Source organism: Mucilaginibacter straminoryzae, assembly GCF_022953055.1.
GTDB lineage: Bacteria > Bacteroidota > Bacteroidia > Sphingobacteriales > Sphingobacteriaceae > Mucilaginibacter > Mucilaginibacter straminoryzae.
This window is the reverse complement of record NZ_JALJEJ010000009.1, coordinates 77,976-103,263: the sequence shown is the minus strand read 5'-3', so window position 1 is coordinate 103,263 and position 25,288 is coordinate 77,976. Positions and strand designations below refer to the sequence as shown.

General features: G+C 43.8%; 27 protein-coding genes and 1 riboswitch. Of the genes, 18 read left to right on the top strand and 9 right to left on the bottom strand.

What is annotated here, in order from left to right:
• Positions 1 to 30 precede the first annotated feature (30 nt).
• Together MUY27_RS16740 and MUY27_RS16735 are read right to left on the bottom strand one after the other, a co-directional pair.
• Positions 31 to 597: a histidine phosphatase family protein gene (locus MUY27_RS16740; protein WP_245131907.1), complete on the bottom strand. Its 567-nt coding sequence runs from the start codon at positions 595 to 597 to the stop codon at positions 31 to 33.
• 92 nt (positions 598 to 689) lie between these two features.
• On the bottom strand, positions 690 to 1,718 hold the full coding sequence (locus MUY27_RS16735; protein WP_245131905.1) for a phytanoyl-CoA dioxygenase family protein: 1,029 nt from the start codon (positions 1,716 to 1,718) through the stop codon (positions 690 to 692).
• A 138-nt stretch (positions 1,719 to 1,856) separates the two neighbouring features.
• On the opposite strand from MUY27_RS16735, the gene MUY27_RS16730 reads away from it, so the two are divergent.
• Together MUY27_RS16730 and MUY27_RS16725 are read left to right on the top strand one after the other, a co-directional pair.
• Positions 1,857 to 2,561 carry a methyltransferase domain-containing protein gene (locus MUY27_RS16730; RefSeq protein WP_245131903.1) on the top strand — a complete coding sequence of 235 codons (705 nt, stop codon included), beginning with the start codon at positions 1,857 to 1,859 and terminating at the stop codon, positions 2,559 to 2,561.
• 35 nt (positions 2,562 to 2,596) lie between these two features.
• Positions 2,597 to 4,282, top strand: coding sequence for a carbamoyltransferase family protein (locus tag MUY27_RS16725; RefSeq protein WP_245131902.1), 1,686 nt, complete (start codon positions 2,597 to 2,599; stop codon positions 4,280 to 4,282).
• Position 4,283: 1 nt separating this feature from the next.
• Here the strand turns inward: MUY27_RS16725 and porV are convergent, their stop codons facing one another.
• Positions 4,284 to 5,438 carry a type IX secretion system outer membrane channel protein PorV gene (gene porV, locus MUY27_RS16720; protein WP_245131899.1) on the bottom strand — a complete coding sequence of 385 codons (1,155 nt, stop codon included), beginning with the start codon at positions 5,436 to 5,438 and terminating at the stop codon, positions 4,284 to 4,286.
• 245 nt (positions 5,439 to 5,683) lie between these two features.
• On the opposite strand from porV, the gene MUY27_RS16715 reads away from it, so the two are divergent.
• The 3 genes from MUY27_RS16715 to MUY27_RS16705 are packed head-to-tail and all read left to right on the top strand — an operon-like array spanning position 5,684 to position 8,807.
• Positions 5,684 to 6,394, top strand: a complete 711-nt coding sequence (locus tag MUY27_RS16715) for a glycosyltransferase family 2 protein (protein WP_245131897.1) — start codon at positions 5,684 to 5,686, stop codon at positions 6,392 to 6,394.
• Positions 6,395 to 6,398: 4 nt separating this feature from the next.
• Positions 6,399 to 6,764, top strand: coding sequence for a DUF2304 domain-containing protein (locus MUY27_RS16710; protein WP_245131896.1), 366 nt, complete (start codon positions 6,399 to 6,401; stop codon positions 6,762 to 6,764).
• Positions 6,765 to 8,807: a tetratricopeptide repeat protein gene (locus MUY27_RS16705; RefSeq protein WP_245131895.1), complete on the top strand. Its 2,043-nt coding sequence runs from the start codon at positions 6,765 to 6,767 to the stop codon at positions 8,805 to 8,807.
• 34 nt (positions 8,808 to 8,841) lie between these two features.
• Here the strand turns inward: MUY27_RS16705 and MUY27_RS16700 are convergent, their stop codons facing one another.
• Complete coding sequence (locus MUY27_RS16700) at positions 8,842 to 9,633, bottom strand: glycosyltransferase family 2 protein (protein ID WP_245131894.1); 792 nt, start codon at positions 9,631 to 9,633, stop codon at positions 8,842 to 8,844.
• A 212-nt stretch (positions 9,634 to 9,845) separates the two neighbouring features.
• On the opposite strand from MUY27_RS16700, the gene MUY27_RS16695 reads away from it, so the two are divergent.
• The 6 genes from MUY27_RS16695 (at position 9,846) to MUY27_RS16670 (ending at position 14,511) form a co-directional block, all read left to right on the top strand.
• Entirely contained in the window at positions 9,846 to 10,520 is a 675-nt protein-coding gene (locus MUY27_RS16695; protein WP_245131893.1) for a Fe2+-dependent dioxygenase, read from the top strand.
• Positions 10,521 to 10,527: 7 nt separating this feature from the next.
• On the top strand, positions 10,528 to 11,628 hold the full coding sequence (locus MUY27_RS16690; RefSeq protein WP_245131892.1) for an ABC transporter substrate-binding protein: 1,101 nt from the start codon (positions 10,528 to 10,530) through the stop codon (positions 11,626 to 11,628).
• Positions 11,625 to 12,548: a methionyl-tRNA formyltransferase gene (locus tag MUY27_RS16685; RefSeq protein ID WP_245131891.1), complete on the top strand. Its 924-nt coding sequence runs from the start codon at positions 11,625 to 11,627 to the stop codon at positions 12,546 to 12,548. The genes MUY27_RS16690 and MUY27_RS16685 overlap by 4 nt, the downstream gene beginning before the upstream one ends.
• An 82-nt stretch (positions 12,549 to 12,630) precedes the next feature.
• A complete protein-coding gene (locus MUY27_RS16680) occupies positions 12,631 to 13,224 on the top strand; it encodes a phage tail protein (RefSeq protein WP_245131889.1) in 594 nt (197 codons plus the stop codon).
• Between the two features lie 30 nt (positions 13,225 to 13,254).
• On the top strand, positions 13,255 to 13,869 hold the full coding sequence (locus MUY27_RS16675) for a phage tail protein (RefSeq protein ID WP_245131887.1): 615 nt from the start codon (positions 13,255 to 13,257) through the stop codon (positions 13,867 to 13,869).
• A gap of 27 nt (positions 13,870 to 13,896) precedes the next feature.
• The gene (locus tag MUY27_RS16670; RefSeq protein WP_245131885.1) at positions 13,897 to 14,511 is read left to right on the top strand and encodes a phage tail protein; all 615 of its coding nucleotides are present in this window, start codon (positions 13,897 to 13,899) and stop codon (positions 14,509 to 14,511) included.
• A 570-nt stretch (positions 14,512 to 15,081) separates the two neighbouring features.
• On the opposite strand, the gene MUY27_RS20635 is transcribed toward MUY27_RS16670, so the two are convergent.
• From MUY27_RS20635 to MUY27_RS16650, 4 genes are all read right to left on the bottom strand, one after another.
• The gene (locus tag MUY27_RS20635) at positions 15,082 to 17,307 is read right to left on the bottom strand and encodes a collagen-like domain-containing protein (RefSeq protein WP_274709922.1); all 2,226 of its coding nucleotides are present in this window, start codon (positions 17,305 to 17,307) and stop codon (positions 15,082 to 15,084) included.
• Positions 17,308 to 17,327: 20 nt separating this feature from the next.
• A complete protein-coding gene (locus MUY27_RS16660) occupies positions 17,328 to 17,837 on the bottom strand; it encodes a T9SS type A sorting domain-containing protein (RefSeq protein ID WP_245131883.1) in 510 nt (169 codons plus the stop codon).
• Positions 17,838 to 17,899: 62 nt separating this feature from the next.
• The gene (locus tag MUY27_RS16655; protein ID WP_245131879.1) at positions 17,900 to 18,409 is read right to left on the bottom strand and encodes a hypothetical protein; all 510 of its coding nucleotides are present in this window, start codon (positions 18,407 to 18,409) and stop codon (positions 17,900 to 17,902) included.
• Positions 18,409 to 19,110 (bottom strand): aspartyl/asparaginyl beta-hydroxylase domain-containing protein, encoded by a 702-nt coding sequence (locus tag MUY27_RS16650; RefSeq protein ID WP_245131877.1) that lies wholly within the window; start codon positions 19,108 to 19,110, stop codon positions 18,409 to 18,411. Before MUY27_RS16650 ends, MUY27_RS16655 begins: the two co-directional genes overlap by 1 nt.
• A gap of 202 nt (positions 19,111 to 19,312) precedes the next feature.
• Positions 19,313 to 19,415, top strand: a riboswitch (TPP riboswitch).
• Positions 19,416 to 19,516: 101 nt separating this feature from the next.
• On the opposite strand from MUY27_RS16650, the gene MUY27_RS16645 reads away from it, so the two are divergent.
• Genes MUY27_RS16645 through MUY27_RS16630 form a run of 4 tightly spaced genes read left to right on the top strand, consistent with a single transcriptional unit; the run spans position 19,517 to position 22,176 of the window.
• On the top strand, positions 19,517 to 20,236 hold the full coding sequence (locus MUY27_RS16645) for a class I SAM-dependent methyltransferase (RefSeq protein ID WP_245131875.1): 720 nt from the start codon (positions 19,517 to 19,519) through the stop codon (positions 20,234 to 20,236).
• 11 nt (positions 20,237 to 20,247) lie between these two features.
• A complete protein-coding gene (locus MUY27_RS16640; RefSeq protein ID WP_245131874.1) occupies positions 20,248 to 21,288 on the top strand; it encodes an AIR synthase family protein in 1,041 nt (346 codons plus the stop codon).
• Positions 21,285 to 21,938, top strand: coding sequence for a thiamine phosphate synthase (locus MUY27_RS16635; RefSeq protein ID WP_245131872.1), 654 nt, complete (start codon positions 21,285 to 21,287; stop codon positions 21,936 to 21,938). The genes MUY27_RS16640 and MUY27_RS16635 overlap by 4 nt, the downstream gene beginning before the upstream one ends.
• A complete protein-coding gene (locus MUY27_RS16630; protein WP_245131869.1) occupies positions 21,916 to 22,176 on the top strand; it encodes a Trm112 family protein in 261 nt (86 codons plus the stop codon). Before MUY27_RS16635 ends, MUY27_RS16630 begins: the two co-directional genes overlap by 23 nt.
• An 83-nt stretch (positions 22,177 to 22,259) precedes the next feature.
• On the opposite strand, the gene MUY27_RS16625 is transcribed toward MUY27_RS16630, so the two are convergent.
• Positions 22,260 to 22,652 (bottom strand): hypothetical protein, encoded by a 393-nt coding sequence (locus MUY27_RS16625; protein ID WP_245131868.1) that lies wholly within the window; start codon positions 22,650 to 22,652, stop codon positions 22,260 to 22,262.
• A 48-nt stretch (positions 22,653 to 22,700) separates the two neighbouring features.
• On the opposite strand from MUY27_RS16625, the gene MUY27_RS16620 reads away from it, so the two are divergent.
• The 3 genes from MUY27_RS16620 (at position 22,701) to MUY27_RS16610 (ending at position 25,258) form a co-directional block, all read left to right on the top strand.
• Positions 22,701 to 23,351: a hypothetical protein gene (locus MUY27_RS16620; RefSeq protein WP_245131866.1), complete on the top strand. Its 651-nt coding sequence runs from the start codon at positions 22,701 to 22,703 to the stop codon at positions 23,349 to 23,351.
• 299 nt (positions 23,352 to 23,650) lie between these two features.
• Positions 23,651 to 24,841, top strand: coding sequence for a serine hydrolase domain-containing protein (locus MUY27_RS16615; RefSeq protein ID WP_245131863.1), 1,191 nt, complete (start codon positions 23,651 to 23,653; stop codon positions 24,839 to 24,841).
• 72 nt (positions 24,842 to 24,913) lie between these two features.
• Complete coding sequence (locus tag MUY27_RS16610) at positions 24,914 to 25,258, top strand: hypothetical protein (protein ID WP_245131861.1); 345 nt, start codon at positions 24,914 to 24,916, stop codon at positions 25,256 to 25,258.
• Positions 25,259 to 25,288 lie beyond the last annotated feature (30 nt).

Sequence of the window (25,288 nt, the reverse complement as noted above, 5' to 3'; positions counted from 1 at the left end):
ATGGTCTGATAACAGTACTATTTAATGCTTTTAAAAAGTGCAGGTACTGCCCGGATTGATGCCTTCGCTATCTTTTGAAAGCGTCCTTTTCTTTCCATCTATGGTGACTATCCATATATCATCGTAGTTCTCGCCTTTCCATTTTAGCTTTTTGTCGGTAATACCCAATGCCGTTACAATTGCGGGGATGTTATCATGCTCCCATACTACAATAACAGTTCCGGTGCGTTTTAGCAAATTGGCAGCAAGGGCAGAGGTTTGGCCGACGGCGTATTTCGTATTAATATTCAGATTGTATTTTATTGCAAGGGGCCACAAAGTTTGCAGCATGCGCACGTTCTTGGTGGCTTTACCTGTTGAAGGCGCTGGTGCATATGCAAAATCCGGCTTGCCAAATTTTTGTGTGATGACTGCAGAAAGTTTTAATGCACGGTTCATTCCTGCGCATGAAAGGTTATCGCCGTCAACCGGTTTTTCGCCGTGCCGGATGATGATTACTTTGAGCGCACCTGATTGCGCGCAGGCAGAATGCGTGCCAGCTATTATAAACGATTGAACAGCAATGAAGAAGCCTATCAGCAAAGATTTTCCAGACATGATGAACTACGGTAAAGTAAATAATGTAAAGAAAGCTAAAGCCAACTCATATTGTTTCAGGTGCGGCGCAAAATTTTCACGGAACCCAAAGATCATACCCACATTTCCTGATCCTGGTGGTCTACCTGTAGGTAGGTAATATATTGAACAAAGCGCGGTTTTGACGATGTATTAGGGCTGCTCCCATGGGGTAATGCCTGTTGCCATATAATTAAGTCGCCCGCTTCTGCCGCTATTGGTTTACTGCCAAGTGCATGCAGGTTTTGTCGCCTTGGATTTGCGCCGGGCGGCAATGATTTTATCCAATCTTCAAGGCGGTGCTGAAAGCCGGGCACAAGTGTAAAGGCACCTTGATTAGCAGCAACATCATTAAGGTAAAGTATGCCCTGTAAATCATAAGGAACGGGCAGTTGCAGGCTGCAATCCCAATGCAGGTCTGGCCCCTGAAACTTGTAAAATTCTGTTTCAGGCGGGTTAAAACCAACACGGTCTGCAGATACCCAAATATCGGTTCGTTGCCAAAGCTGTTCAAATACTTGTCGTATTTTATCCGAATACCTGTTCTTAACAAGTATAGGGTGTTGAAAAAGCTGTACCATAATCCCCTGGCGCGAATCATTTTTAGTATACCACGTATCCGGGTCATTTTTGTCTACCCCGATGTGTTCACATATTACGTCTACAGAAATTTCGCAGTCTTCTTTTGGTATCGCATTTTTAATAATCAGGTAGCCGTTTTCGTTCCAGAAATCTATTTCAGCGGCTGAGAGTACTGATGGAATAGGGTGTGTTTCCCTGGGTTTGTTTTCCTGGAAGGTTGCGTTGAAACGGGTAACCTCGCTTTCCATGGGCATGCCGGCAGTTGTAATTATCCAGTCTTCAAACTCGTCAAACGTAAGCATGTTATTGCCCAACTGCTTGTAAGTTTGTTCGAGGCCTAACCCTAAAATATACAGGCAGATCTTGTCGAGCGTTGCTTCATTCGCGTGCTTGCTAACGTGAGCGGCTGATGCCCTGAAAGAACTCTTATACCAGAATCTTTTGAGTTGCATTATGCCAAGCTTACCCACTTCTGTAGATGCTGGCATTGTATCAGTGATGGTTGATAGGTCGGTTGTCATTGGATAAAGTTTATAATTATTAAATTTATACAGAATAATTAAAAGCGCGGTTAAATTTGATGTTTTTTATAATTTAACTATATGGTTATTCTTTATTTTTAACTTCGCTATTGTACTAATTTTTCTTAACCTTATTACATGGCCGATTTAAAATATACGCCCGTCGAAAAAATCTCTGTTCCTAAAACCGTATCCCGTATTAAGTATATTAAGGCTGCCTGCAGCGGGAAAAATGTATTGGACCTGGGTTGTTACGACGAAACTGCTTTAATAAAAAGAGATTCAACGGAGTATTTATTCGATGAGATATCATCTGTTTCAAAACTGCATATCGGTGTGGACAACTCACCATCGTTGCCAAAAGAGGGGCTGATATTAAATGAACGCGAAAAGATCTTATTCGGGGATATTTACGACCTTGAAAATCTGGGGATAGATTTTAATTCGATTGACATTATTATCGCCGGCGAACTGATTGAGCACTTGCCGGATACGCTGAAGTTTTTTTTAAGCCTTAAAAAATCTTTCGCGGGTAAACGTTTAATCTGTTCTACACCGAATACCACGTCCTTTTCAAATATATTGCTTTCCTTTTTCTCGCGCGAGTCTGCCCACCAGGATCACTTGCAGGTGTATTCTTATAAAACCCTGAATACGCTTTGCCAGCGAAGTGGTTTTGACAGCTGGCAGATTGTACCGTATCATGTCAAATTCAGCGAAATGATCATGAATTCGACTGGCGTAAAGAAAAAAATAGTTGGTGCGTGCGAAAGTATCGTCAACGGGATTGAGCGATTTTTTCCAATGACGGCGGGCGGGTACATCCTTGATATCATCCTTTAGCGGCTGTTCTTGCACCTACTTTAGTAATACTTAATATGAGCGTGTATATTTTAGGTACCGGCCTTTCGCACGATGGTTCTACTTGTATCTTAAAAGATGGTGAAGTTATCGTAGCTATTGAAAAGGAACGGCTTACCAGACTGAAACATGATGGCGGCAATGATTATCTTACTGTAAAGTATTGTCTTGATGCAGCCGGTATAGCAGTTGATGATCTTGCCCTTATTGTACAGGCCGCTAACTTTGAAATAGATATTTCTCCGGCAAAATATTCAGGCAAACGTTACTTTGATGAGGATATACAGGTGCCGGTTGTTACTATCTCTCATCATATGGCGCATGCCTGGAGCGCGGCGGCTATGTCGCCTTTTGATACCTGCAATATCATGGTTATTGACGGTGCTGGCAGCCCTTACCATCAATGTAAGGATCTTGAAGGTGCATATATACCAGGCGAAGCCTTAATAAACGGAATGTGTTGCGAAAAAGACAGTTTTTACCATTTCGATGGCCAAAAACTAATGGCCTTGCATAAGGATTTTTCTGAGATGAGGCTTTATGATAATAAGAATGCCTTAAAGCTACCCACTAACTATCATTCCATAGGTGGTTTATATAGCGCGGCAAGCAGGTACTGTTTTGGCAATATGGACGATGCAGGTAAGCTAATGGGATTGGCCCCTTATGGAAAGCAGGTATATGACAAGCCATTATTTAAGCTGGAGCAGGGAAGGGTAGAGGTGCTTTATGAAAACTTAAATGCAGTATTCACCAGCCCGGCAAAGAATTACGAAGCGTTTAAGGCGAATTTTAGCCATTACGCAGCTATTGCCCGCTGGGTACAAAAAGAAACAGAGAAAGCCATCTGTTATTTGTTTAGCGAGCGTGCGATCGAATATCCGCATCAAAACATGGCTTATGCCGGTGGCGTGGCCCTGAACGCTGTTGCTAACCGGAAGTTGTTGAACGGACCCGGCATAAAAAATTTGTATATGCAGCCTGCTTCTGGCGACAATGGGCTTGCGCTTGGGTGTGCTTATTACGGATGGTATGCCATATTGGGAAATAAGAAAGTGCCGCTTTCTGGCACTTCATTCTTTGGCAAAGCATACCCTGCTTTGCAGATAAAAGAGGCTATTGACTTTTACCAAAACCAACACGCCGTTAAGTTAAACTACAAACAAACCGGCGAGTACATTAAAGAAGCCGCAGCTTTACTGGCGAGCGGAAAGGTGATTGCATGGTTTCAGAAAGGGGCTGAGTTTGGTCCGCGAGCATTAGGCCATCGCAGCATTCTTGCAGATCCACGCTTGCCGGGCGTACAGCTGCACATTAACCAGAACATAAAATTCAGGGAAGATTTCAGGCCCTTTGCGCCCGCTGTGTTGAAGGAAGATGCGCCTGTTTATTTTGAACATGGCGATGAAAGCCCTTATATGATTCTTATTGACCATATCAAACCCCAGTGGCGGGAACAGCTAAGCGGTGTAGTGCACACTGATGGCACGTGCAGGGTACAGACGGTAACGCCAGATTGGAACCCCGAATTTTATGGCCTGCTAACAGCTTTTAAAGCATTAACAGGTATCGGCGTTTTGCTGAATACCTCTTTCAACAAAAAAGGGATGCCAATAGTTGAGACCCCTTTTGAAGCTATAAATATGTTGTTTGACGGTGCGCTGGACGCACTGATCATCGAAGACTTTATTATCAGCAAATAGCTTATTTAAAATTGTAATTAAGCGAAAAACGTAATGTGTTTGCCAAAGGGCTGTTTTGCTGGCTGGCGATCAAATAAGAAAAATCAAGGTTAAAGCCTTTTACCTTAAAGCCTGCACCAAGGGTAAGGTATTGTCTGTTCCCTTTCGACGGCGCCTCATAAAAATAACCTGTTCTTAGCGCGAAAATATGATTATACATATATTCTACACCTGGTGAAAAGGCCACTTCTTTAATTTCTTCGCTGAAACCTCCAGGTGCATCTGTAAAAGAACCGAAAATGCCCGAAACTACAGAGCGATCATCGTTTTTGCCTTTAACGATGTTGCCGTTCTGATCTCTTAAAGGAGGGGTAGGCACTAAAAGTTTATTGATATCAAATGCAAAAGTGAATTGGTTCAGGTCGTCTAATTGGATCATATCCGCAACGCCGACTTTTAAATTGGTGGGCAGGAAATAAGACGGCCCTACGTTATAATAGCTCATCTTCGTACCAATATTTGATATGTTGGTACCGAAGGAGAACGTTCCTGTTTTACCAAATTGCTCCACCGGTTTCCTGTAGTATAAAGAAACATCTGCTGCTACGGCATTACCTACTTTGCCGTTCGCGCCATCAATGCTTGCACCGCTGCGTACAATGCTTGATCTGATGTACCTCATTGCTAAACCAAGTGAAAAATTAGGCCCGAATTTGAGCGCATAAGCGGCATCTAAAGAAAGCTCGTTAGGATGGTACGAACCCAGCGCGTTTTCGTTATAATCGTAAACGTTAATCTCACCAAGATTAAAATAACGTAAAGAGAAACCAATTGCGCTGCGCAGGCCCACCTTTTGGGTGAAGTTCACATAACCAAGGTTAGCATCTGGGGTAACTTTGCGCATCCAGGGGCTGTAAGAAAGCGAGATATTTTTACCGTCTTCTAAAAAGGCAAGTGCCGAGGGGTTCCAAAAGGTTGAATAGGTAGTAGGTTCAAGCGCGACACCTGCATCACCCATACCGCTGGAGCGGGCATCTGGAGCAATGTTTAAAAATGGTACAGCTGTAAGTATAGCGTTAGTTTGGCTTCCGTTAGTATTTATACCACCGTTTAAAACCTGAGCCTTTAATGAAGTAGCAGAAAGTAGAAGTGATAAGTATAAAACGGTTCGTTTCATTTATCTCGATTTAGGTTGATTGAATGTTAATTAATTGGATTGTTATTAAGGTGACTAAAAATCATCTAAATATATTAAGTTTTTATATATCACTAAAAATAAAAATCTTTTTATTCCGTTAATGTAGGTTTTTTCAAGATCAACAATTCGCGTAAAAACGTTACTTTCGAAGTAAAGCTTGTATGCGCGGATTTCATTAAATTTTCTTTATTTTACTTGATAATTATTGATCAACCTAAATTTTAATGACAAAAAAGGTACTTATTGTTATTCCCTGCTATAACGAACAGGCTTCATTGCCAACCTTATTGCACATGTTAAACAATTCGCTTCCTGTAGAAAATTACCAGATTGATGTACTGGTTATCAATGATTGTTCAACCGATGAAACCAAACTGGTTGCTAAGAATAATAACGTAAATTTAATAGACCTTCCTGTTAACCTGGGTATAGGCGGCGCAGTGCAAAGCGGCCTTATTTATGCTCGCGACCATAAATATGACCTGGCTGTACAAATGGACGGAGATGGGCAGCATCCACCGGCAGAATTGAAAAAGTTATTAGAGTGTCACCAAAAAACTGCAGCTAATATTGTGATCGGGTCGCGGTTCATAAGCAAACAAGGCTTCCAGTCTTCGGTATTGCGGCGCATGGGTATCAGCTATTTTCATTGGCTAAACAGGGTTTTCACCGGAAAAAGCATTTACGACAGCACTTCGGGTTTCCGGCTTTTTGATGCTAACGCGCTGGCCTTGGCTTCAAAATATTACCCGGATGATTACCCTGAGCCCGAATCACTGGTTTTCTTTTCAAGGGCGGGTTTAACCATTAAAGAAACTGCGGTAAATATGGTTGAGCGGCAAGGCGGTAAATCCTCTATCCGCAGTTTTGGGCCGTTATATTATTGTATCAAGGTTACCATTGCTATGTTTTTTTCTGCTATACGTAAAATATAAGTTTATGGGGCGTATTCAAATTATAACCATTGCGGCAAGTTTTCTTTTTTTATTATATATCTCGCGCTTAATTATTAAAGGCAGGCTTAGGGAAGAATACTCTATTGTTTGGTGTATTTGCACCATTATCCTTTTGATATTTTCTTTTTGGCGAAATGGGCTTGCCGTAATGTCTGAGCTATTTGGAGTGTATGAGCCACCTAACCTGGTGTTTACGGCCAGTATTTTCGCCATACTTATTTATTTGCTGCATTTAAGCGTGGTGGCGTCAAAGCTGCATAAGCAAAACAAACAAATGGCCCAGCAGATCGCACTTTTAAAGAACGATATAGACCAAATGAAGAACGCGCAAAAAAATAATCTTTCTTAAATGAACACCAAAAGAAATATCATCATCATCGCTATAGCGGCACTGATAGTTTTACTTGTTGCTTATTCCAATCATTTCAGAAACCAGTTTCACTTTGATGATTTTCATACTATAGTTGATAATACCTACATCCGCGACCTTAAAAATATCCCGCACTATTTCACGGAATCGAAAATGTTCAGCGCCAACCCAGACCACTGGGGTATGCGCGCAATGGTTACCACCACACTTGCTATTGACTATCATCTAGGCGGCGGTTTAAACCCATTGTTTTTTCAATGGGATACCTTCTTATGGTTCGTTGGCTTATGTGTTTTACTGTACTTTACTTATAAGGCATTATTACAAAAAAGTTATGAAGCACCATGGCCGCAATACTTGGGTATCATTGCAACGGTATGGTTTGCTTTACACACGGTAAATGCTGAAACGTTGAATTATGTTATTGCCCGTTCAGATGTACTCTCTACCTTCTTTATCATTGTATCGTTCCTCATTTTTATTGTCTGGCCTCAAAAACGTAAATATTGCTATTATATCATTCCGGCATTAATCGGTGTTTTTGCAAAAGAAACGGTGCCGGTGCTGGTTATTATCCTATTCTTTTATCTGTTACTGATAGAGGCTGAGTTGTCCGTCGCTGACCTTTTTAAATTAAAGAATTTTAAGACGGTCTGGAACGCCTTTGTCAAGCTGCTCCCAATAACCATAGCTGTTGCTGTTGTTCAATTATATACCTTGTCAAAGGTGCCCTCGATACCGGGTATTACCAATCCGTTCGGTTATTATGTACTGACCCAGGCTTACGTTTGGCTGCACTATTTCATATCGTTCTTTTTACCGATGAATTTAAGTGCCGACACTGACTGGACGGTAATTAGAAACCTGTTTGACGAACGCATTATTGCTGGGCTGGCTTTTGTGGCAGCTTTGGTAATAGCGATTTTCAGGACATCAAAAAATAAGCAGACACGTGTAGTGTCCCTTGGGCTTATTTGGTTTGCTGCTTCTTTGCTGCCCACATCGCTGGCGCCATTTGCCGAAGTAACTAACGATCACCGGATGTTTTTTGCCTTTGTAGGCTTATCACTAAGCGTGGTGACTTATCTGGGATACCTTGTGAAAAAGCACCAGGCAACGTTTCTGGCAAATCCTTTATATAAAAATGGATTGATAGGGGTGATCGTACTGGTTATGTTGCTGAACGCCTACGGAGTTTATCAGCGTAACAAAGTCTGGCGCACCGAAGAGACTCTATGGTATGACGTAACTGTAAAAAGCCCGCTTAACGGGCGCGGACTGATGAACTATGCCATTACACAAATGGCAAAAGGGAACTTTACCGTTGCGAATGATTACTTAGAACGGGCAACACCGTTGATGCCCTATTATTCAACGCTGTATATTAATAAAGGAATACTGAAGGGGGCTACAGGGCAACCTGCACTTGCAGATGAAAACTTCAAAAAGGCAATTAGTTTAAACCCTAATGATTACGAAGCTTATTCATTCTACGCCGGTTATTTAAACCGTGCAGGCCGTACGCCCGAAGCCAGGCTAATGGCGGAGAAAGCTTATCAACTCAACCCGTATTATACCACGACATTGCAGACGCTGATGAGTGTTTATAATCAGCTCGGCCTTTGGGAGAATCTGCAACAAACTGCTTTAAATACACTTAAACTATTGCCAGGAAATAAAGAGGCAACGGCCTATCTGGAAGCTTCCAAAACACATAGTTATTTAGCGCAGCCGGGTGTGGCTAATACTGCAAAACGTGATTTAACGCCGCAGCAATACCTGGATCAAAGTTTAAGCTATTACAATACCGGTGATTATCAGAAATGTATCCTGGCCTGTTTTAACGCGCTGCGCCTGAAACCAGACTACGCGGCTGCCTATAATAATATTGGTGCTGCATATAATCAGCTGAAGCAGTGGGACAAGGGGGCGGCCGCATGTAAAAAGGCGCTGGCTTTAGATCCTAATAATAAACTTGCTGCAGGTAATTTGAACTGGGCATTAAGCCATATGAAAAAGTAAACCCGGAAACTTTCCAGCGGGCATGAGTAATTTATCACAATGTGTTTTGCTTATGCCCGGCCGAATATATTTTAGATAGCAGATTGCCGGCATATTTTCCCCACATCATCCTGAAGATCATTTTTTCTTCCTGCTGGCGTTTCCCCATGCTTAATTGTACAGTAGTTTCAGAACCGGCATGTATGCGGTGCCCAACCAGTTTTTTAGCGGTATAAACAAATTTGCCCTTCTTTTGAGCCAGCTGGTACCAGGCCAGCCAATCTAATGCGCAGGTAAAATCCGGCGAAAAGTTAAAATCCGGAAGCAGTTGTTTATTGATCATTACCGTTGGGCAGCAAATCGGGTCGCCGAACAGTAGTACGGATTTTTTTAAGAAACGCTTTTCTATAGCCGGTTTAATCAGAAAAGGCAAAAGCAGGGTTCGCTTTACAAAGGCATTTAAAGAATTGTTTTTGGGCGCGTTATTAACAATGTCGTAATAGTTTGAAAAGGCAATCAGCGTATGTGGGCTTTGGTCAGCTACAGCCGTTAAAAGTGTTTCCACATAATCAGGCTCATAAATATCATCCTGATGCGCTATAGTTACCCATGGCGTTGCAGCTTTAGACAAGGCGAAATTCCAGTCGGCCGCAATCCCTAACGCCCCGGTGGTATTAACAAAGTAGGGCAAATCATATTGATGTGCAATACTTTCAAGGCTGCTGCCGGGGGTAGAGGTAGTAATGATGATCTTACTTTTAACCGTCTGCGCTTTTAAACTGCTGATGCAGGTTTCCAGGTAAGGTGATTGCTGATATGCAGGTATAACAAATGTGTGTTGCTCCATCAAATGCAGATAACGGCCAGGCTTGCAAATATAAATTTTGGTTTACCTAATGTATAACAAAAAACATCACTCTCCCAGCCGAAAAAAAAAATCTAAATAAATGTTATGAAATCTAAACAGAAGCTCTAATTTAGACTAACGATCAGACCAATTGATCTGAACCTTATTTATGTCACTCGCCCGATTAAATTATACCTACACCTCCGCCTATCATGTATACCTATATCAATGAATTATTAACTGCTTCAGAGGTTGATCAGATAGCCGGGATAGTAACTAAGACTACATTCGTAAGTGGTGCTGCCACCGCTTCGGGCGCAGCCAAAAACGTAAAAAACAACGAGCAATTGCAGATGAACGATACTCAGCTGCAAAATATCAACTATATCATTCAGAACGCATTAGTAAAAAGCCCTTTATTCAGGGAAGCAACCTTTGTACGCCATATACTGCCGTTTATGGTAAGCAGGTATCTGCCCGGCATGGAATACGGCTGGCATGTAGATAGCCCGTTGATGAGCGGTGGGGGCGGTACAATACGAGCTGACCTGAGCACGACCATATTCCTGAATGACCCGGCCGAATATGAAGGCGGCGAACTTGAGATTGAAAGCGATAGCGGGCTGCAAAAGTTTAAACTACCCAAGGGCCATGCCATCGTTTATCCTACAACAAAGCTGCACCGGGTGGCGCCGGTAACACAAGGGGTAAGGCTGGTTGCCGTAAGCTGGATACAGAGTTTTGTAAAGGACACCGAAAAGCGTGATTTACTATTTCAACTTAAAGCCTTGCAGGAGGTGTTAAACCAGCAGCAGCAAGGCTCGCAGGTGCATCTGTCTTCACAGCAGCTATACAGTAATTTATTACGGATGTTCTGCGAAGCTTAAAACAATAATGAGACAAATAAATATAGGCGTTTTAATTCCCAACTCAGGTATCTTCCCGATAGGAAAATCATTTGAAAAGGGATTAAAAGCCGGATTAAAACCGCTTCACGAATCTGATATAGAAGTTGAGCTATCAACCGAGTTTTCTGGGCAAAGCGGGGTAAGGCAATTAGGTGAAATATTCGACCGTTTTTTTAATTATCATAACTCAGATATCGTCACCGGGTTTATCTCGAATAAAATGGCAGAAGATGTTGCCGTAAAATTTAGAGAAAAGCAAAGGACGCTGATTGTTAATAACGTAGGCGGGCAGATACCAGATATTACTAAGCTGAGCGAAAATGTTTTTGTGAACTCAGCCCATCTGTGGCGACATGCCTGGAGCCTCGGGCATTACGGGGTGAAGAACCTGGGTAAAAGCGGCATGTATGTTAGTTCTGTTTACGATGCCGGTTACTCTTTTTCACATATGTTTAATATGGGGATGACCGCTGCCGACCCAGCTTCGCAATGGTCATTCGCTGTAGGTAGTATGCCGCCAAACGGGAAACTTACGGATATGGAGGTGATTTTACCACATATAGATAAGCAAAAACCCGACTTTATTTTTGCAACTTTTTGCGGTACCGAAACCCCGCTGTTTTTGAATGAATTTATGAAACGGGGGCTGCATAAGGATATCAAAGTTTTGGGTTTGCCTTATCTAACCAGTCCGTTTTATGGGTTGGATCATGATCTCCATATTACTTCAACGCAGTTATATCATCAGGATGCTACCATAACTCCTGATAAGGTTTTCTACGAATTAGGGTTGCAAACCGGCGAAATGATCGCGAGCGTTGTGCCTGATGCAAAAGACAATATCGAAATTCAACAGCGGTTAGCTGAATTAAAGCAATGCTTTAATATAGATGCAGCTGGCGAACTGGCAAACCTTGGATTTGAAGAACAGGTCACCCTAACCGAAAATCATATTACTGATAACGGTAAGCAATTAAATACAACTGTCTTGTGTGAATATGAAAGCTATTCACCCACAGCAGATCAATTGCGTGATATGTTTAAAGGCCCGGTATTTAGCTGGATAAACCCTTACCTGTGCGTATGATGAGGGTCTTAGCCTTATGTAATTCAGACTGGCTGGCATTTCCTGCACTAAACCAGTTACACCAGCAAGGGTTGCTGGCCGGTGTGGTGATACCTGCCAAATCTGCCGGCGTTTTAGCGCCGTCTTTAAAGAAGATGGGTATTGCAGAAGACGCTGTTTTTGAAACCGATAAAAAGAATTTGGCGCAGGCGCTTAGCAATGCCATAAAAAGCTTAACCCCCGAAGTGGTAATGGTTTTCACTTTCCCGTGGAAGATACCGGCAACGCTTCTGAATTTACCTGCAAAGGGCTTTATTAATTTTCACTTCGGGCTTTTACCTGCGTACAAAGGTACAGACCCTGTTTTCTGGCAATTGAAAAATGGCGAAAGTAACGGGGGGATAAGTGTGCACGTGATGACGGACGAGGTTGATGAGGGGCCTTTGCTATTGGTGCAGCCGATGCCGGTTATCCCCGGAGAAACTTACGGTATACATTGCCAACGGCTGGGTATGCTAGCAGCCCAGGTATTAGAAAAGGTTTTTAACTTATTGGATAGTCCCGAGTGTAATTTCATTAATAACCAGGGTGGCGAGTTTTTAAAATCGCCCTCAATTGCAGCGCTTACCATTAACTGGCAAACACAAACTGCTGACGAAATTGAGCGGCTGGTAAACGCAGCAAATCCCAAATATGGCGGGGCAATTACCACCATCAGGCAAACGCAGGTACAGCTACTGGAGGTGGCAATGGCTGATCTTAACTCGCCGGTGCTAAACGCACCGGGCACAATCGTTTATGCCGATGCGGTATATGGGTTAATCGTCGCTTGCATTAACAACCGGCATCTGCAATTACGTATCGTTAGTTTGCCTGAAGGTTATATATCTGGTATTAAATTGTTCAATATGGGATTTAAGCCCGGTGAGGTATTTAATTGATGAGTGCAATAAAACGTTATAAAGTATTGTAAATGAACTAAATTACATATAAATTTATTATTAACCTTAAACCAAAAAAAGTATGGAAGGATACTATGGAGAAATCCGGCTGTTTGCCGGGAACTTCGCTCCCTATTCATGGGCGCTATGTGCAGGGCAAATTTTACCAGTTTCAAGCAACACGGCACTATTTGCAATTTTAGGCACCCAATACGGGGGCAATGGAGCATCAACATTTGCCCTGCCTGATTTTGCAGGAAGAGTAGCAGTATGTACAGGCCAGGGCGCCGGCCTTAGCGAGTACGTTAACGGCGAATCCGGCGGCGCGGCAACGGTAACCCTTTTGCAAAGCCAAATGGCCGCCCACAATCACCTTGTTAGTGTACAAGAGACTATTTCTGGAACTGTAAGTATCAATGCTTTATCAGCAGGAGCAGATCAGTCTGACCCTGCTGGTTGCATGATTGCGGGCGACGGTAACACATCGCTTTTTTCAAATGGTACACCAGTTGCAATGTCGCCAAAATCAATCACGTCATCCAATTTTACCGTGCCTGCACCAACAGTAACTAATATTACTAACGTAGGCGGTAGTACCCCGCATAATAACTTACAGCCCTATCTGGGGCTGAATTACATTATTTGCCTTATGGGTATTTTTCCGGCAAGAAACTAAACATTTTGATCACAATTTAAAATTTACATCATGGAAGGAACTATAGGAGAAATAAGGATTTTCGCTGCAAACTTCGCCCCAAAAACATGGGCATTTTGCCAGGGACAAACAATGCCGATAAACCAATACCAGGCATTGTTTTCCATATTAGGAACAAATTATGGCGGAAATGGTACTACCACGTTTCAGTTGCCGGATTTACGCGGCCGCGTACCTGTAGGCGTTAGTTACGGGAAGCAGGGGGTACCTAATATTACATTAGGGCTTACAGGCGGCGAAGCTAAGCATACGCTTCTTGTGACTGAAATGCCGGCTCACAACCATACTGTTGGAAGTACTACCCCACTTACCGCACCACCGCCGCCATTTGTGTTACATGCATCAAGTACGACACCTGACAGTTCAGACCCTGTGGGTAACCTTTTGGCCGATGAAAGTTCAGCCGGCTTATCAGTATATGCGAACGGAAGCAGCACTATTACACCAATGGGAGATAATACCATAACAGGTTCATTTACCACTGTTGGTAGCCCTACAGTAACATTACAATCTGCAGGAGGCAATATTGCGCATGAAAACATGCAGCCATACATCGCAATGAATTATGTTATTTGTTTACTAGGCGTATACCCGTCAAGAAATTAACCTATCACATTTTAAAGAAATAAAATCATGGAAGGAACTTTAGGAGAAATCCGGTTATTTGGTGGCGCTTTCGCGCCGAGGGGCTGGGCATTTTGCGATGGACAGTCATTATCAATAAGTGCGTATGATGCCTTATTTGCATTAATAGGGACTACCTATGGCGGAAATGGCGTATCAACGTTTAATTTACCCAATCTTCAAAGCCGGGTAGTTATCGGTGCAGGCACGGCAGCAGGCTCTAATATCCCTTATTTAGTTGGGCAAACCGGTGGCGAAGAAGAAGTATCTTTAACTATCGCAAATCTACCTTCGCACCAACATACGGCAACAGTCAGCGCCGGTGCGGGTAACATCACAGCAACATTAACGTTAAATGCAGCAGCAGGTGGCGCTGGTGGTGAATCAAGTCCTGGAAATAACCTGATCGGCAGTGATGGCTCAACATCAGTGTATTCTGCCAATACCGCAAAAGCACCAGGTTCAGCAATGTCATCTGCATCCGTAACATTTCCAAATGCTACCGTTAATGCAAATACCACCACTTCTGTTACAGGTGCAAGTATTGCGCATGAAAACAGGCAGCCATACACTGCAACAAATTATATTATTTGTATAGAGGGAATTTTTCCATCGCGCAACTAATATTTTTTGTTTTAGTTATAAAAAAGTGAGGAGGCGCTAAGCCCACGAAAGGTCGGAAGTTTATTCTTCCGACCTCCTTTGTTTTAAAGGACCTTTATGAGTAATATCAATACCTGATTTCATTTATAGGTTGTTTTTCTTGTTGGTTTTAAATGTATTAGATAGCGCAGGCCTATAAATACGGGCTATTTTAAAACTCATACCGTTTTCTTGTTGTGGTGTAAGGGGGGAATAACGGAAGGCTTAGCCAGAAAAGTATTGAAACACCTTCGATTCTGTATTCAAGGTGCTTTTTAACTTTGATGGAGAGGAAAGATACTTAGAAATTCTATCTCAGAAAGGTTATCCAAAGTCACTACAATTAATTCAGGCAGATCTGCAAATTTTTCTATAGGTAGTTTTCCGCAGCTTATACTAAAGTGAAGAAAGGAATATAACCTGATATTACCTTGATGTGTAGATGAACCGAGCCTTTTTCTTTGAAATTAAAATGGCCGGAAGAAATTCCGGCCATTCGTGGGTCTAAACCCCAATTATTTATTGATAAAATACATTTCCTATAACCTATCGTTATCTCAACATATACCATGTCGTGCTGCCATCACTAACCAGTCTGTAACCTACTGTGGTTATGGCGCCTGTAGTAGTTGTAGTATAAACGTTTCCGTTTACATAAAGGGTAGTTCCGGTTGTTGACGCTATAGTTATTTGTGGATTGGAACTCAAATTTCCGACAATAGATATTTGCAATACCGTACCTGCTGTATAACTGGCAGGAGAAGGTATCGTAACTGTAAAAGAGCTACTAGAACCTGTATTGCCATTATAATTAATTATCACATATCTCACCAATAGATCTGTAACCGTACCACTGGCTGTGCCCCCGCTGGTACCCGTAAATACCTGAAGTTTACCGGTAGAACTTCCGCCGCCGCTTGGCGTAGCCCATGTACCGTCACCACGTAAATAAGTGGTGTTATCGGCAGTACCGCTGGAAGTGCCTATTTTGCTAACGGTTACAGCACCATCAGCAATTTTTGTACTGGTAACTTTTGAGTCACCAATTGTTGTTACACCGCTTGAATTAATTGTTACATCGCCGGTTACGGTTATTGGCGCCTGAGGCGAATAAGGACTTGTGGCACCGGTAAGAATAATCTGACCGCCTGCTGTACCATTTGAAACCCCGGCACCTGCAGCTCCGGTGGCACCAGTTGCACCTGTAGCACCAGTTGCTCCGGTAGCACCTGGGGTACCTTGAGGGCCAGTAGCACCGGTGGTCCCGGTAGAACCAGCTATACCCTGAGGGCCTTGGTTACCTTGCGGACCGGCAGCGCCTTGTGGACCCGTAGCTCCTGGCGAACCTGTAGCACCGGTTACGCCCTGTATACCTTGCGGGCCCTGGTTACCCTGCGGGCCTTGTGCACCTTGCGGGCCAGTATCGCCCTGAACGCCTTGAATACCTTGTGGACCAATACTGCCCTGTGGACCCTGTGCTCCTGTTGCGCCAGTAGCCCCTGTTGCGCCTGGTGATCCTGTTGCCCCGGTAATACCTTGAATCCCCTGTGCGCCTGTAGTACCTTGCGCTCCTGTTGCGCCAGTAGCCCCGGTTGCGCCTGGTGATCCTGTTGCTCCGGTAATACCTTGAATCCCCTGTGCGCCTGTAGTACCTTGCGCTCCTGTTGCGCCAGTAGCCCCGGTTGCACCTGGTGATCCAGTTGCCCCGGTAATACCTTGAATCCCCTGTGCGCCGGTAGTACCTTGCGCTCCTGTTGCGCCAGTAGCCCCGGTTGCACCTGGTGATCCTGTTGCGCCAGTAATACCTTGAATCCCCTGTGCGCCAGTAGCTCCGGTACTACCTTGCGCTCCTGTTGCTCCAGTAGCCCCGGTTGCACCTGGTGATCCTGTTGCGCCAGTAATACCTTGAATCCCCTGTGCGCCGGTTGCTCCTGTAATACCTTGCGCACCGGTTGCGCCAGTTGCTCCGGTAACACCCTGCGCACCAGTCGCCCCTTGTGAGCCTGTTGCGCCGGTCACGCCTTGAATACCTTGCGCTCCTGTTGCGCCCGTTGCTCCTGTAGTCCCTTGAGGACCGGTTGCTCCTTGAATACCTTGTGAGCCGGTTGCCCCGGTAACACCTTGAATACCCTGCGCGCCAGTAGCACCTGTGGTACCTTGAGCGCCAGTAGCACCCTGTGCACCAGTCGCTCCGGTAGCACCCTGGATCCCTTGCGGGCCCTGTGCACCTGTAGCACCTTGCAGGCCCTGCGCACCTGTAGCTCCCTGAATGCCTTGTGGCCCGATAGCACCGGTTGCCCCTTGCACACCTGTTGCGCCAGTAGCGCCTTGTGGTCCTGTGGCGCCGGTTGGCCCGGTAGCACCAGTAGCGCCCTTAGCTGCATTTAAAGCATAAGTAGCATAAGGTACGCTAAGTAACTTCGTTGCACCTAAGTCAGTATAGCCGCCACCTAAATCAATTTCTGTTTGGATGTATTTTTGGGAAGCGCCCCAGTTTATGGCTGTAAAAGTGCCCCTGGTGGGGCTGCCATTTCCAACTTCAATTGAAAATGTACCAAACTGGTTGGTTGTGACAGAGTGAACTTCCTGATATTCAAGTGTTCCGTTATCAGAACCCGCACGGATACTTATCCGTACGTTCATTGCTGCATTGGTTAGCAAAGTCCCGTTAGAATTCCTTGCCACCGCCTGGTACTTAAAAGCCTGGCTTTGGGCATTGGCATTGTAGCAAAACGCCAATAATGCAAAGAAAATAATAAGTAAAGGTTTTCTTATCATAGACAAGGTTTAAGTTGGTGTTATAGTTTTACGAGTTTAGTCTGACCCGAATTCTTGTCGTTTTTAACGCGAAGAAAATAAGTGCCGCCTTTAAAATAAGAGATATTTAGATCAAAGTTCAGATTATTACTTTTAGTATAGACCACATTGCGCGTGTAAAGCACATGTCCAACGGCATCAATGATATCTACCAGATAAGTGCCATCCGGCAGGTCACGAAAATCCAGCTTTACCAGACCTGTAGTGGTAGGGTTGGGATATACCACCACCTGTTGCGCAAGGTTATTATTGATGTCTTTTAATGTCTGGTCGGCCTGAATAAACCCTGTGGTTAAAATTTTTGCACTCGAAGAGTTTACTAACAGATCAGCAACCGGTTCGCCGATATTATATGTAAAACTTATGTTTTGTTGAAAAACAATACCGCCTCCGCTGCTTACAACGTTACGGTCAAGTATCTGAGCATGAGTTTTAGTGAAGGCTAAAAGCCCTAACAGGACTAAAAACGTAAAGTATTTAGGTTGGGTCATGGTTCAATAAAATTATATAAAAATTCAATTTGTCAATAATTTTTTTGAAATAAATTCGTTCATCAATCTATTTGTGATAACCAGTGCTTCATTCCTGGATATGTAATATACTGATTGTCAGGTGTTTTATGGGTGGTTGCGTCATTTGTCATCCCGTAATAAGCCAATAGCGGCACTCCAAAATACCTGCCCGCGTTAAAATTTTCTAAAATATTATCGGCGGCACCCTTATATCCATCCGCGTGAAATACATGCACCGGATCTATATTCAGATACTTACATGCGGCATATGACCACGCAATTGCTGCCATTTCTTTACCACCAGAGGAGTGGTCGTTTTTGATCAGTTCCTCGTTAAGCAATGGCCTTGTATCTATACCTGTAACGGCAATGTGGCCGGCTTCATGCAAAATATCACCGGGGTAACTTAATTTATCGGTATCTATGATCAACCCGCCATCCTGAATTTTTAAGCCTGGTAAAAAAGTAGGTTCATTTAACGGGCTTAAAACAACCTTAATACCAATCTCTCCCAGAAAGTTCAGTATCGTATGAAATGTATTTTCGTCCATTAGTTGGTTTCTGAAAGCAGGCGATATTTTTCTTCTAGTTCATCTATTATACCCTGTGCTGCTGGAGACGGATTGGCTTTTAATTCTTCAATCATTCTCAAAATCATATTCGTATCGGTTGGATAGGTATAATATGATTTCTCCGCCCGTTCAAATAAATCTTTCAGCCAATCATTAACTACACAGTCTACTACTAAATGTATCCTGTCTGTATCGCCAGCATTGATGGCATTATGAGGCAGGTTGGCATTGATATACCAGCACTCGCCAGCTTGCATGGGTAATAGTTTGTCGTTTAGATAAAAGGATACTTTATCATTCGTAATAATTGGGAAATGTAAACGGGCCTCGCCATGCTCAAAACTCAGGTCAAAGTCGCGATGCTTTTTTATAACAGACCCGGCTTTTAAATTTAAGAGCCTTGCTGAAAGTAGCGGGCAATTAAATTGTTGCAGTAATTGCCTGATGGCAGGAAATGAATTTAAATATGCCGTATCCTGAAACTGGCCGTGGTTCATAGTTTCCGCATAAGAAAACGCTGTATTACCGCCCGGAGATCTTAACGGTAATACATCCCAATTACCGGTATAGTGCACTTGGTTGTAATGTGCATTCCACAAACCATTGGTATTGGCAACTTCATTAATCAGTGAAGGTACGATAACTGGTAACTTGGCTGAGGATACAACCGTAGTAGACATTGCGATAATAATAATTTAAGTTGCAATAAAAGTAGCAAATAAACTTTTAAAGATCATATTCCTTACTTAAATATTTTACCGGGGTAAATACCTATACGATTTGAGGTTTTTATAATGCATATTTCTGAAATGGGCTTTAGATCAGCGGTTATATTAAAAAATGTCTGCTTGCACCATATTAATATAATGTATACCTTGCCACTATACTTGCACGGGGTGCTGTTTACTAAAAAGTAAAGGCTGAGATGATACCCGAGAAACCTGATACGGATAATACCGGCGTAGGGATGCAAAGGCCTGATATCAACTGCTGGCAGCGTTAGCTGCTTTTCAATAGGTAAAGCCTTGTTTCTATGCCATACTAACCGGCAGCGAAGCAAGGCTTTTACATTTTATCCTGTTGAATATGGAACTAAAGCAAAATGGGAATTTTGGCCTGATGACCCAAAGCCTGAACAACTGGCAGGGCCGGAAAGAATGGTTCTTTAACCGAGAACACACCGATACTTACGAACAATGGTACGAAGGGCGTTACAAGCGTGCCGAAGTATGGCAGAAAAAGGTAATGGCCCAATTGCTCTGTAAGGATAAGCGAGTAAAGGAATTACTGGAATTTGGCTGCGGTACAACCCGCTTTACCCGTTGGTGGCATGAAATAGGTATTGATGCTACTGGGGGCGACCTTTCCCCGTTTATGCTGGGCCAGGCGGTACACTTGTTCAAGGGCGACCTGGTAAATGCCGATTCGCATTACATGCCGTTCAAGGACGGAACCTTTGATGCGGTGGCATTTATCACCACTTTCGAATATTACCGTGATCCGGTGCGGGTGATCAGGGAGGCGGCCCGTGTAGGCAGGCACGGCATCGCCTTTGGAATGATGAATAGAAATTCGCCCAAAGTATTGCGCCGACGCATACAGCAATTGTTCGGGAAGAACCCGTTCTATGTCACCGCTACCTTTTATACACCCGCCTTACTTATTGAAAAGATAGAACAAGCGCTGGAAGGGCGTAACTATAGCCTGGAGTGGACTTGCACCGGCCTGCCCGAATGGTTCCCGGTGCAGCAATGGAGCATTCCGGTAGGCGACTTTTTTGGTCTGTACGTCAAGTTCAATGATTAACAGATAGCGCGATGTCCCAATTCACCGGAAAGATAGATGGCGGTAGTTTTGACGAACTCATTCTACCGCGACTGGGTTACCACCGCCCTAACATTAAGCAAGGGCCGGCTTTTGGCGTCGATGTGTCATTGATTGATCTTGGCGGTAACCTCGGCATGGCCATGACCAGTGATCCGCTTTCGCTTATCCCGTCATTAGGCTTAGCCGAATCGGCCTGGTTATCAGTCCACCTCATGGCCAATGATATGGCAACAACCGGCTTTTCGCCAATGTACGCACAAATGGTTTTAAACCTGCCGCCGCAATTCAGCCAGGCAGATCTCACCACGTATTGGGATCATATACATCGTTACTGCAAAGACATCGGCGTAGCGATCACCGGCGGGCATACCGGTAGCATTGTGGGTCAGAACTCAACCATTGCCGGGGGCGGAACGATGCTGCTTACAGCGCCGTTAGACGAGATATTGTTAAGCAACCATGCCCGGCCAGGTGATGTGATTATCGTTACCAAGGAATGTGCCCTGTCATCCGCCGCGATCCTTGCCATGAGCTTTCCGCAAACGGTGCAGCAACGCCTGGGTAAAGAAGTTTACAGCGAAAGCTGTGCTTTATTTTACCAGACGTCGTCGCTGCCTGATGCTTTGGCAGCGACAAGTACAGGAAAGGTGACCGCTATGCACGATGTGACGGAGGGCGGCGTACTTGGCGCTGTTTACGAAATGGCCAAGGCTTCGGGAGTAGGGGCCACCATCGATAATGATCTGCTACCTGTTGGCTACCCGCAGCAACTGGTGACCCAGCTCTTCGGTATTGATGCCCGGTTCTGCATTGGCGCCGGTGCCATGGTTATTGCTGCAGAGCGTGGATCTGAGCAGCAGGTTTTAGCTGTACTCGCTGCAAAGCAGATCAAAGGCAGCGTGATCGGCGAGTTTACAGAGCGGAACGACTGCCGACTCATAACCCGGGGAAAAAGTGAACCGCTTCCTTATTTCGAGAAGGATCCTTATTGGTCTGCATTTTTCAATGCTTTAAAGAAAGGCTGGAAATGATGAAATCGAAAAAGATCGATGGCGGCGTGTACCTAGTGATCGATCCGGGTATGCAGGCCGATGAGCTGCTCTTCAAACTGGAGCAGGCGCTCAAGGCCGGGTTGGCGGCCGTTCAGATCTGGAACAATTGGGCGCTGGATACAGATAAGCTGCAACTCGTTGCCGGGGTAGGTCGCCTTTGCGAGGTCCATCGAACGCCATTAATCATTGACAATGACTGGGAGTTGATGCTTCGATGTCCAGAATTGGATGGTGTGCATTTCGATAATATCCCGCCGGACTATGCCGAGATACGAAAAAAGATTAGTAAGCCTTTCCTGGCAGGAATCACCTGTTCGGGCAATCTTGACGTAGTACAATGGGCCCACGATCAACAATTAGATTATATCTCGTTTTGCGCGATGTTTCCATCCGCCTCTGCCGGAAGTTGCACAATCGTTATGCCGGAGACGGTAACAAAGGCCCGGAAGCTCACCGGTATGCCTATTTTCGTTTCAGGGGGCATAACACCTGATAATATTTATTCGCTGCGCCAGCGCGCGCCATTTAACGGTGTAGCGGTGATCTCTGGGATCATGAGCGCTGTTGAACCGCAAACCAAAGTCAAACTCTACCAAAAAGCTTTAGATGAAACTACAAACCATTGCTAAACTCTGCTGTCCTTTCGACAAACACGACCTTAAATTAAAGATACTGGCACAAGACCTGGAAAAAAATGTACAGGAAGGGCTGCTAAGCTGCCCGAACTGTCTGCGTGTTTATCCTATTGTATACGGTGTGCCCATTATGGCGCCTGACGAGTACAGGCAGACAGCGCTGGAGCAACCGGTGATCGACCGCTGGAAACTTGAGTATGGGATAGAGCCGCTTAACTTGTTACCGGGCTGACCGATGTTATCGATGGCTTCATTGATTTGAGGCCATTATTTCATTGAGTACTTATGGAGCAACTCGATTAAGCTAGTCACAAATTAGTTTACCTCTCTAAAAACGATCGCTTTTTGCATTTTTCTATTCCAAAAAACTGCACTGATCTTATTAGAATTGCCTTCTGGCTTCAGGCCCTTAAGTAACAGCCATGATCCCTTATCATCCTTATAATGGCCGGTACCTTTTACCAGATCGAATTTAAGTTCTCCGGCTGCATTGGGCTCGTTAGCGGTTGGCGCATATATCTTGTCGCCAGACCGGGAATGAAGGGTTACTTTACTGGCGAGCAGGTATCCGTCTGCCAATTCTAATCTGGCAATGGTTCCAGAAATCATTGCTTTATAAGTAAAGACATCGTAAGCTTTCTGGGCATGGGCAGGGAATGCCAAGCACATCATAAAAAGTATTTTGAGACCGATAAGCAAGTTTCTCATCTGTTATTCTGGTTGATAAAGCGATACGTCACAAACGTTTTCCCGGCCTTGATGTTTTTTGTTATAGCACGAAAGAGTTTCCCGGGCAATACTAAAATCGATCCTTACATGAACTTAACCTTCCGATCCTTTTATTATACTTTTTTCGCACTTTGGGCGATAGTATGGGTTTTGATTGCCATTCGTGCAATCGTGATTCTTCAGGAAGTTAAACCGCTCACTATTTATGATGTCTACACGGGTTCTTCAGGGCCTTCCGGATTGATTAAAGGTTATTACATTAAAAAATATCATCACAATGGCCCCTCATTGATACGAAAGGGCTCAGATACCACACGTAACTACGCCGGATTTACCTTAGCAAGGCTTCTATATCCAACCAGTGCTATCAACAAGGTACGTACAGTCACGTTTTACGCGCGATTTGCTTCGGATCACAAAAGTATCACACCCTTTGCTGCGACAGCCGGCACCAGGCCTGCATCCGGTCTGAGGCTGGTAATTGATGTGACCGATTATCTGTTGCTGCGCTACAGTTTGTTCACTATTGCCTTTTTTATTTGTTCTGTCTTCCTGGGCGATATTTACAGACGCTTCAAAAAAAAGCAGGATGTTACTGCTGAGGTTAAAGAGGTCTGCAATCAATCTAAATTACAGCTTATCGGGATGATCGCTTTCTTTATAACGCTTTTAATCTGATATTCTGCCGGGGTTTCCAGCGCATGAGAGTTATTAAGCTTAAAAATTTTAGATGCCCATTCGATCATTTCTTCACGAGTATATTTAGAAGAAAGTCATAGAATTTCACGCAAAATTGCCATTTTATGTATTTACCAATTATTACCTAGGAATGGGTAGACAGAAATACTTCATTTAAGCGATTTCGGCAAAGTATCTAGTAAGATAGATTTGAGATAAGAGTGTTTTAAAAGTTGAGAGGCTTACGTAACAACTAGAACAGAGAACAGTCTTTAATCAAATAATAAGATATTTTATAAATGAAAATCACGTCGAGCATAGTTTGGGTATTACTAACCATTTGTCTGAGTATACCTGCAGTTGCCCAAAAAGCACCTTTATCTCCTGGTAGTCGCCTTGATAGCCTGATCAGTAAAAAAATGGAACAAAAGGGCATCGTAGGAATTGGTGCGGCCATCATTGTCAATAAAAACTTGGTTTGGAAAAAGGGGTATGGTTATGCAGACCGCGAGCTTAAAAAGCCTTTTACCACCTCGACAATCATGAACATTGCTTCGGTAAGTAAGACCATAACCGGTGCCTGCATGATGAAAGCAATCGAGCAGGGAAAGATTAACCTGGATGAAGATATTAACCACTACCTGCCTTTTAAAATTGTGAACCCGTATTTTCCTCAGGATGTAATCACATTACGACAACTTGCCACTCATACTTCCAGCCTGACAGATCGCTATCCGTTCTATACGGACAGCACCTATTTTAACGGTAAGGATTCCCCCGAGGAATTGGCAACATTTCTTAAAAACTATTTTGTCCAGGGGGGCAGGTATTATTCTAAAGAAAACTTCCTTGATCATAAGCCGGGTACCTGCCGCGACTACTCTAATATTGGGGCTGCCCTGGCTGGCTATATTGTAGAAAATAAAACCGGTGAAAAATTAAATATTTATAGCAGAAGGTACTTATTTAAGCCTTTAGGTATGCAGCACACCAGTTGGTTTCTGTCCGAGACTAACTTAGCAAACCACAGTAAGCTATACGACAAAAAGGATGGACAGGTGGTTGATATTCCGTTGTACGGATGTACTACGTATCCGGATGGCGGCTTGCGTACCACCGTTGAAGATCTTGCAAAATTCTATAACTGCCTGCTGAATGACGGAAAGCAGGGTAATAAACAAATTCTGCAAAAAAGATCGGTGCAGGAAATGCTGAGGCTCCAGTTTAGTGATAATAATAAGCCGGAGAATGTAAATCCGAAAAAATTAAACTCGGGATTGTTCTGGTCAACCAAAATGGGCGGCGAACGGATAGGGCACAATGGTTCTGACCCAGGCGTACGGACATTTATGTTATCGGATCTGAATAAAGAAGTAGCTGTAATTCTGTTCGTAAATACATCCCTGGGCGAGAAGGAAGAAGATACCTTCTTTGAGATTTATAACTTGCTTTACAAGTTTGGAAAAACTTTGAAGAATGCCCCTCGCTGAATAAAATTACAAAAGCCCGTTTCATGCGAAATACGGGCTTTCAGTTTTTTCTGGTATGAAAACCAGCGGAGAGTGGGGCAGAACATATCTTTTTATTTTATTGAAAACCCCGATTTTATTTTCTTTACCGTCAACGAAGTGATGAGCGGAAAGCTGCATAATCTGGCTATGGTGAATAAAATGAAATCACTCGAACAGTCGCATTTTGCTGATCAGCTAAAGGAATTATATGCAACTGGAAAAATTGGCTTTCACCCTGTCAATATTTTATGGAATATTACCGGAATGATCTTTTTTCCTTTTTTAACCCGTCTACGTATGCTTGATTCAGGTTACTTTAATTCAGAAGAATTTACGAATCTGATGCTGGAGAGGAAAAAGTTGATTCCTATATGGGTGAGGCAGAGCATCAGTTAAGCCCCTGAACTTATCAAAATAGCGCGATTG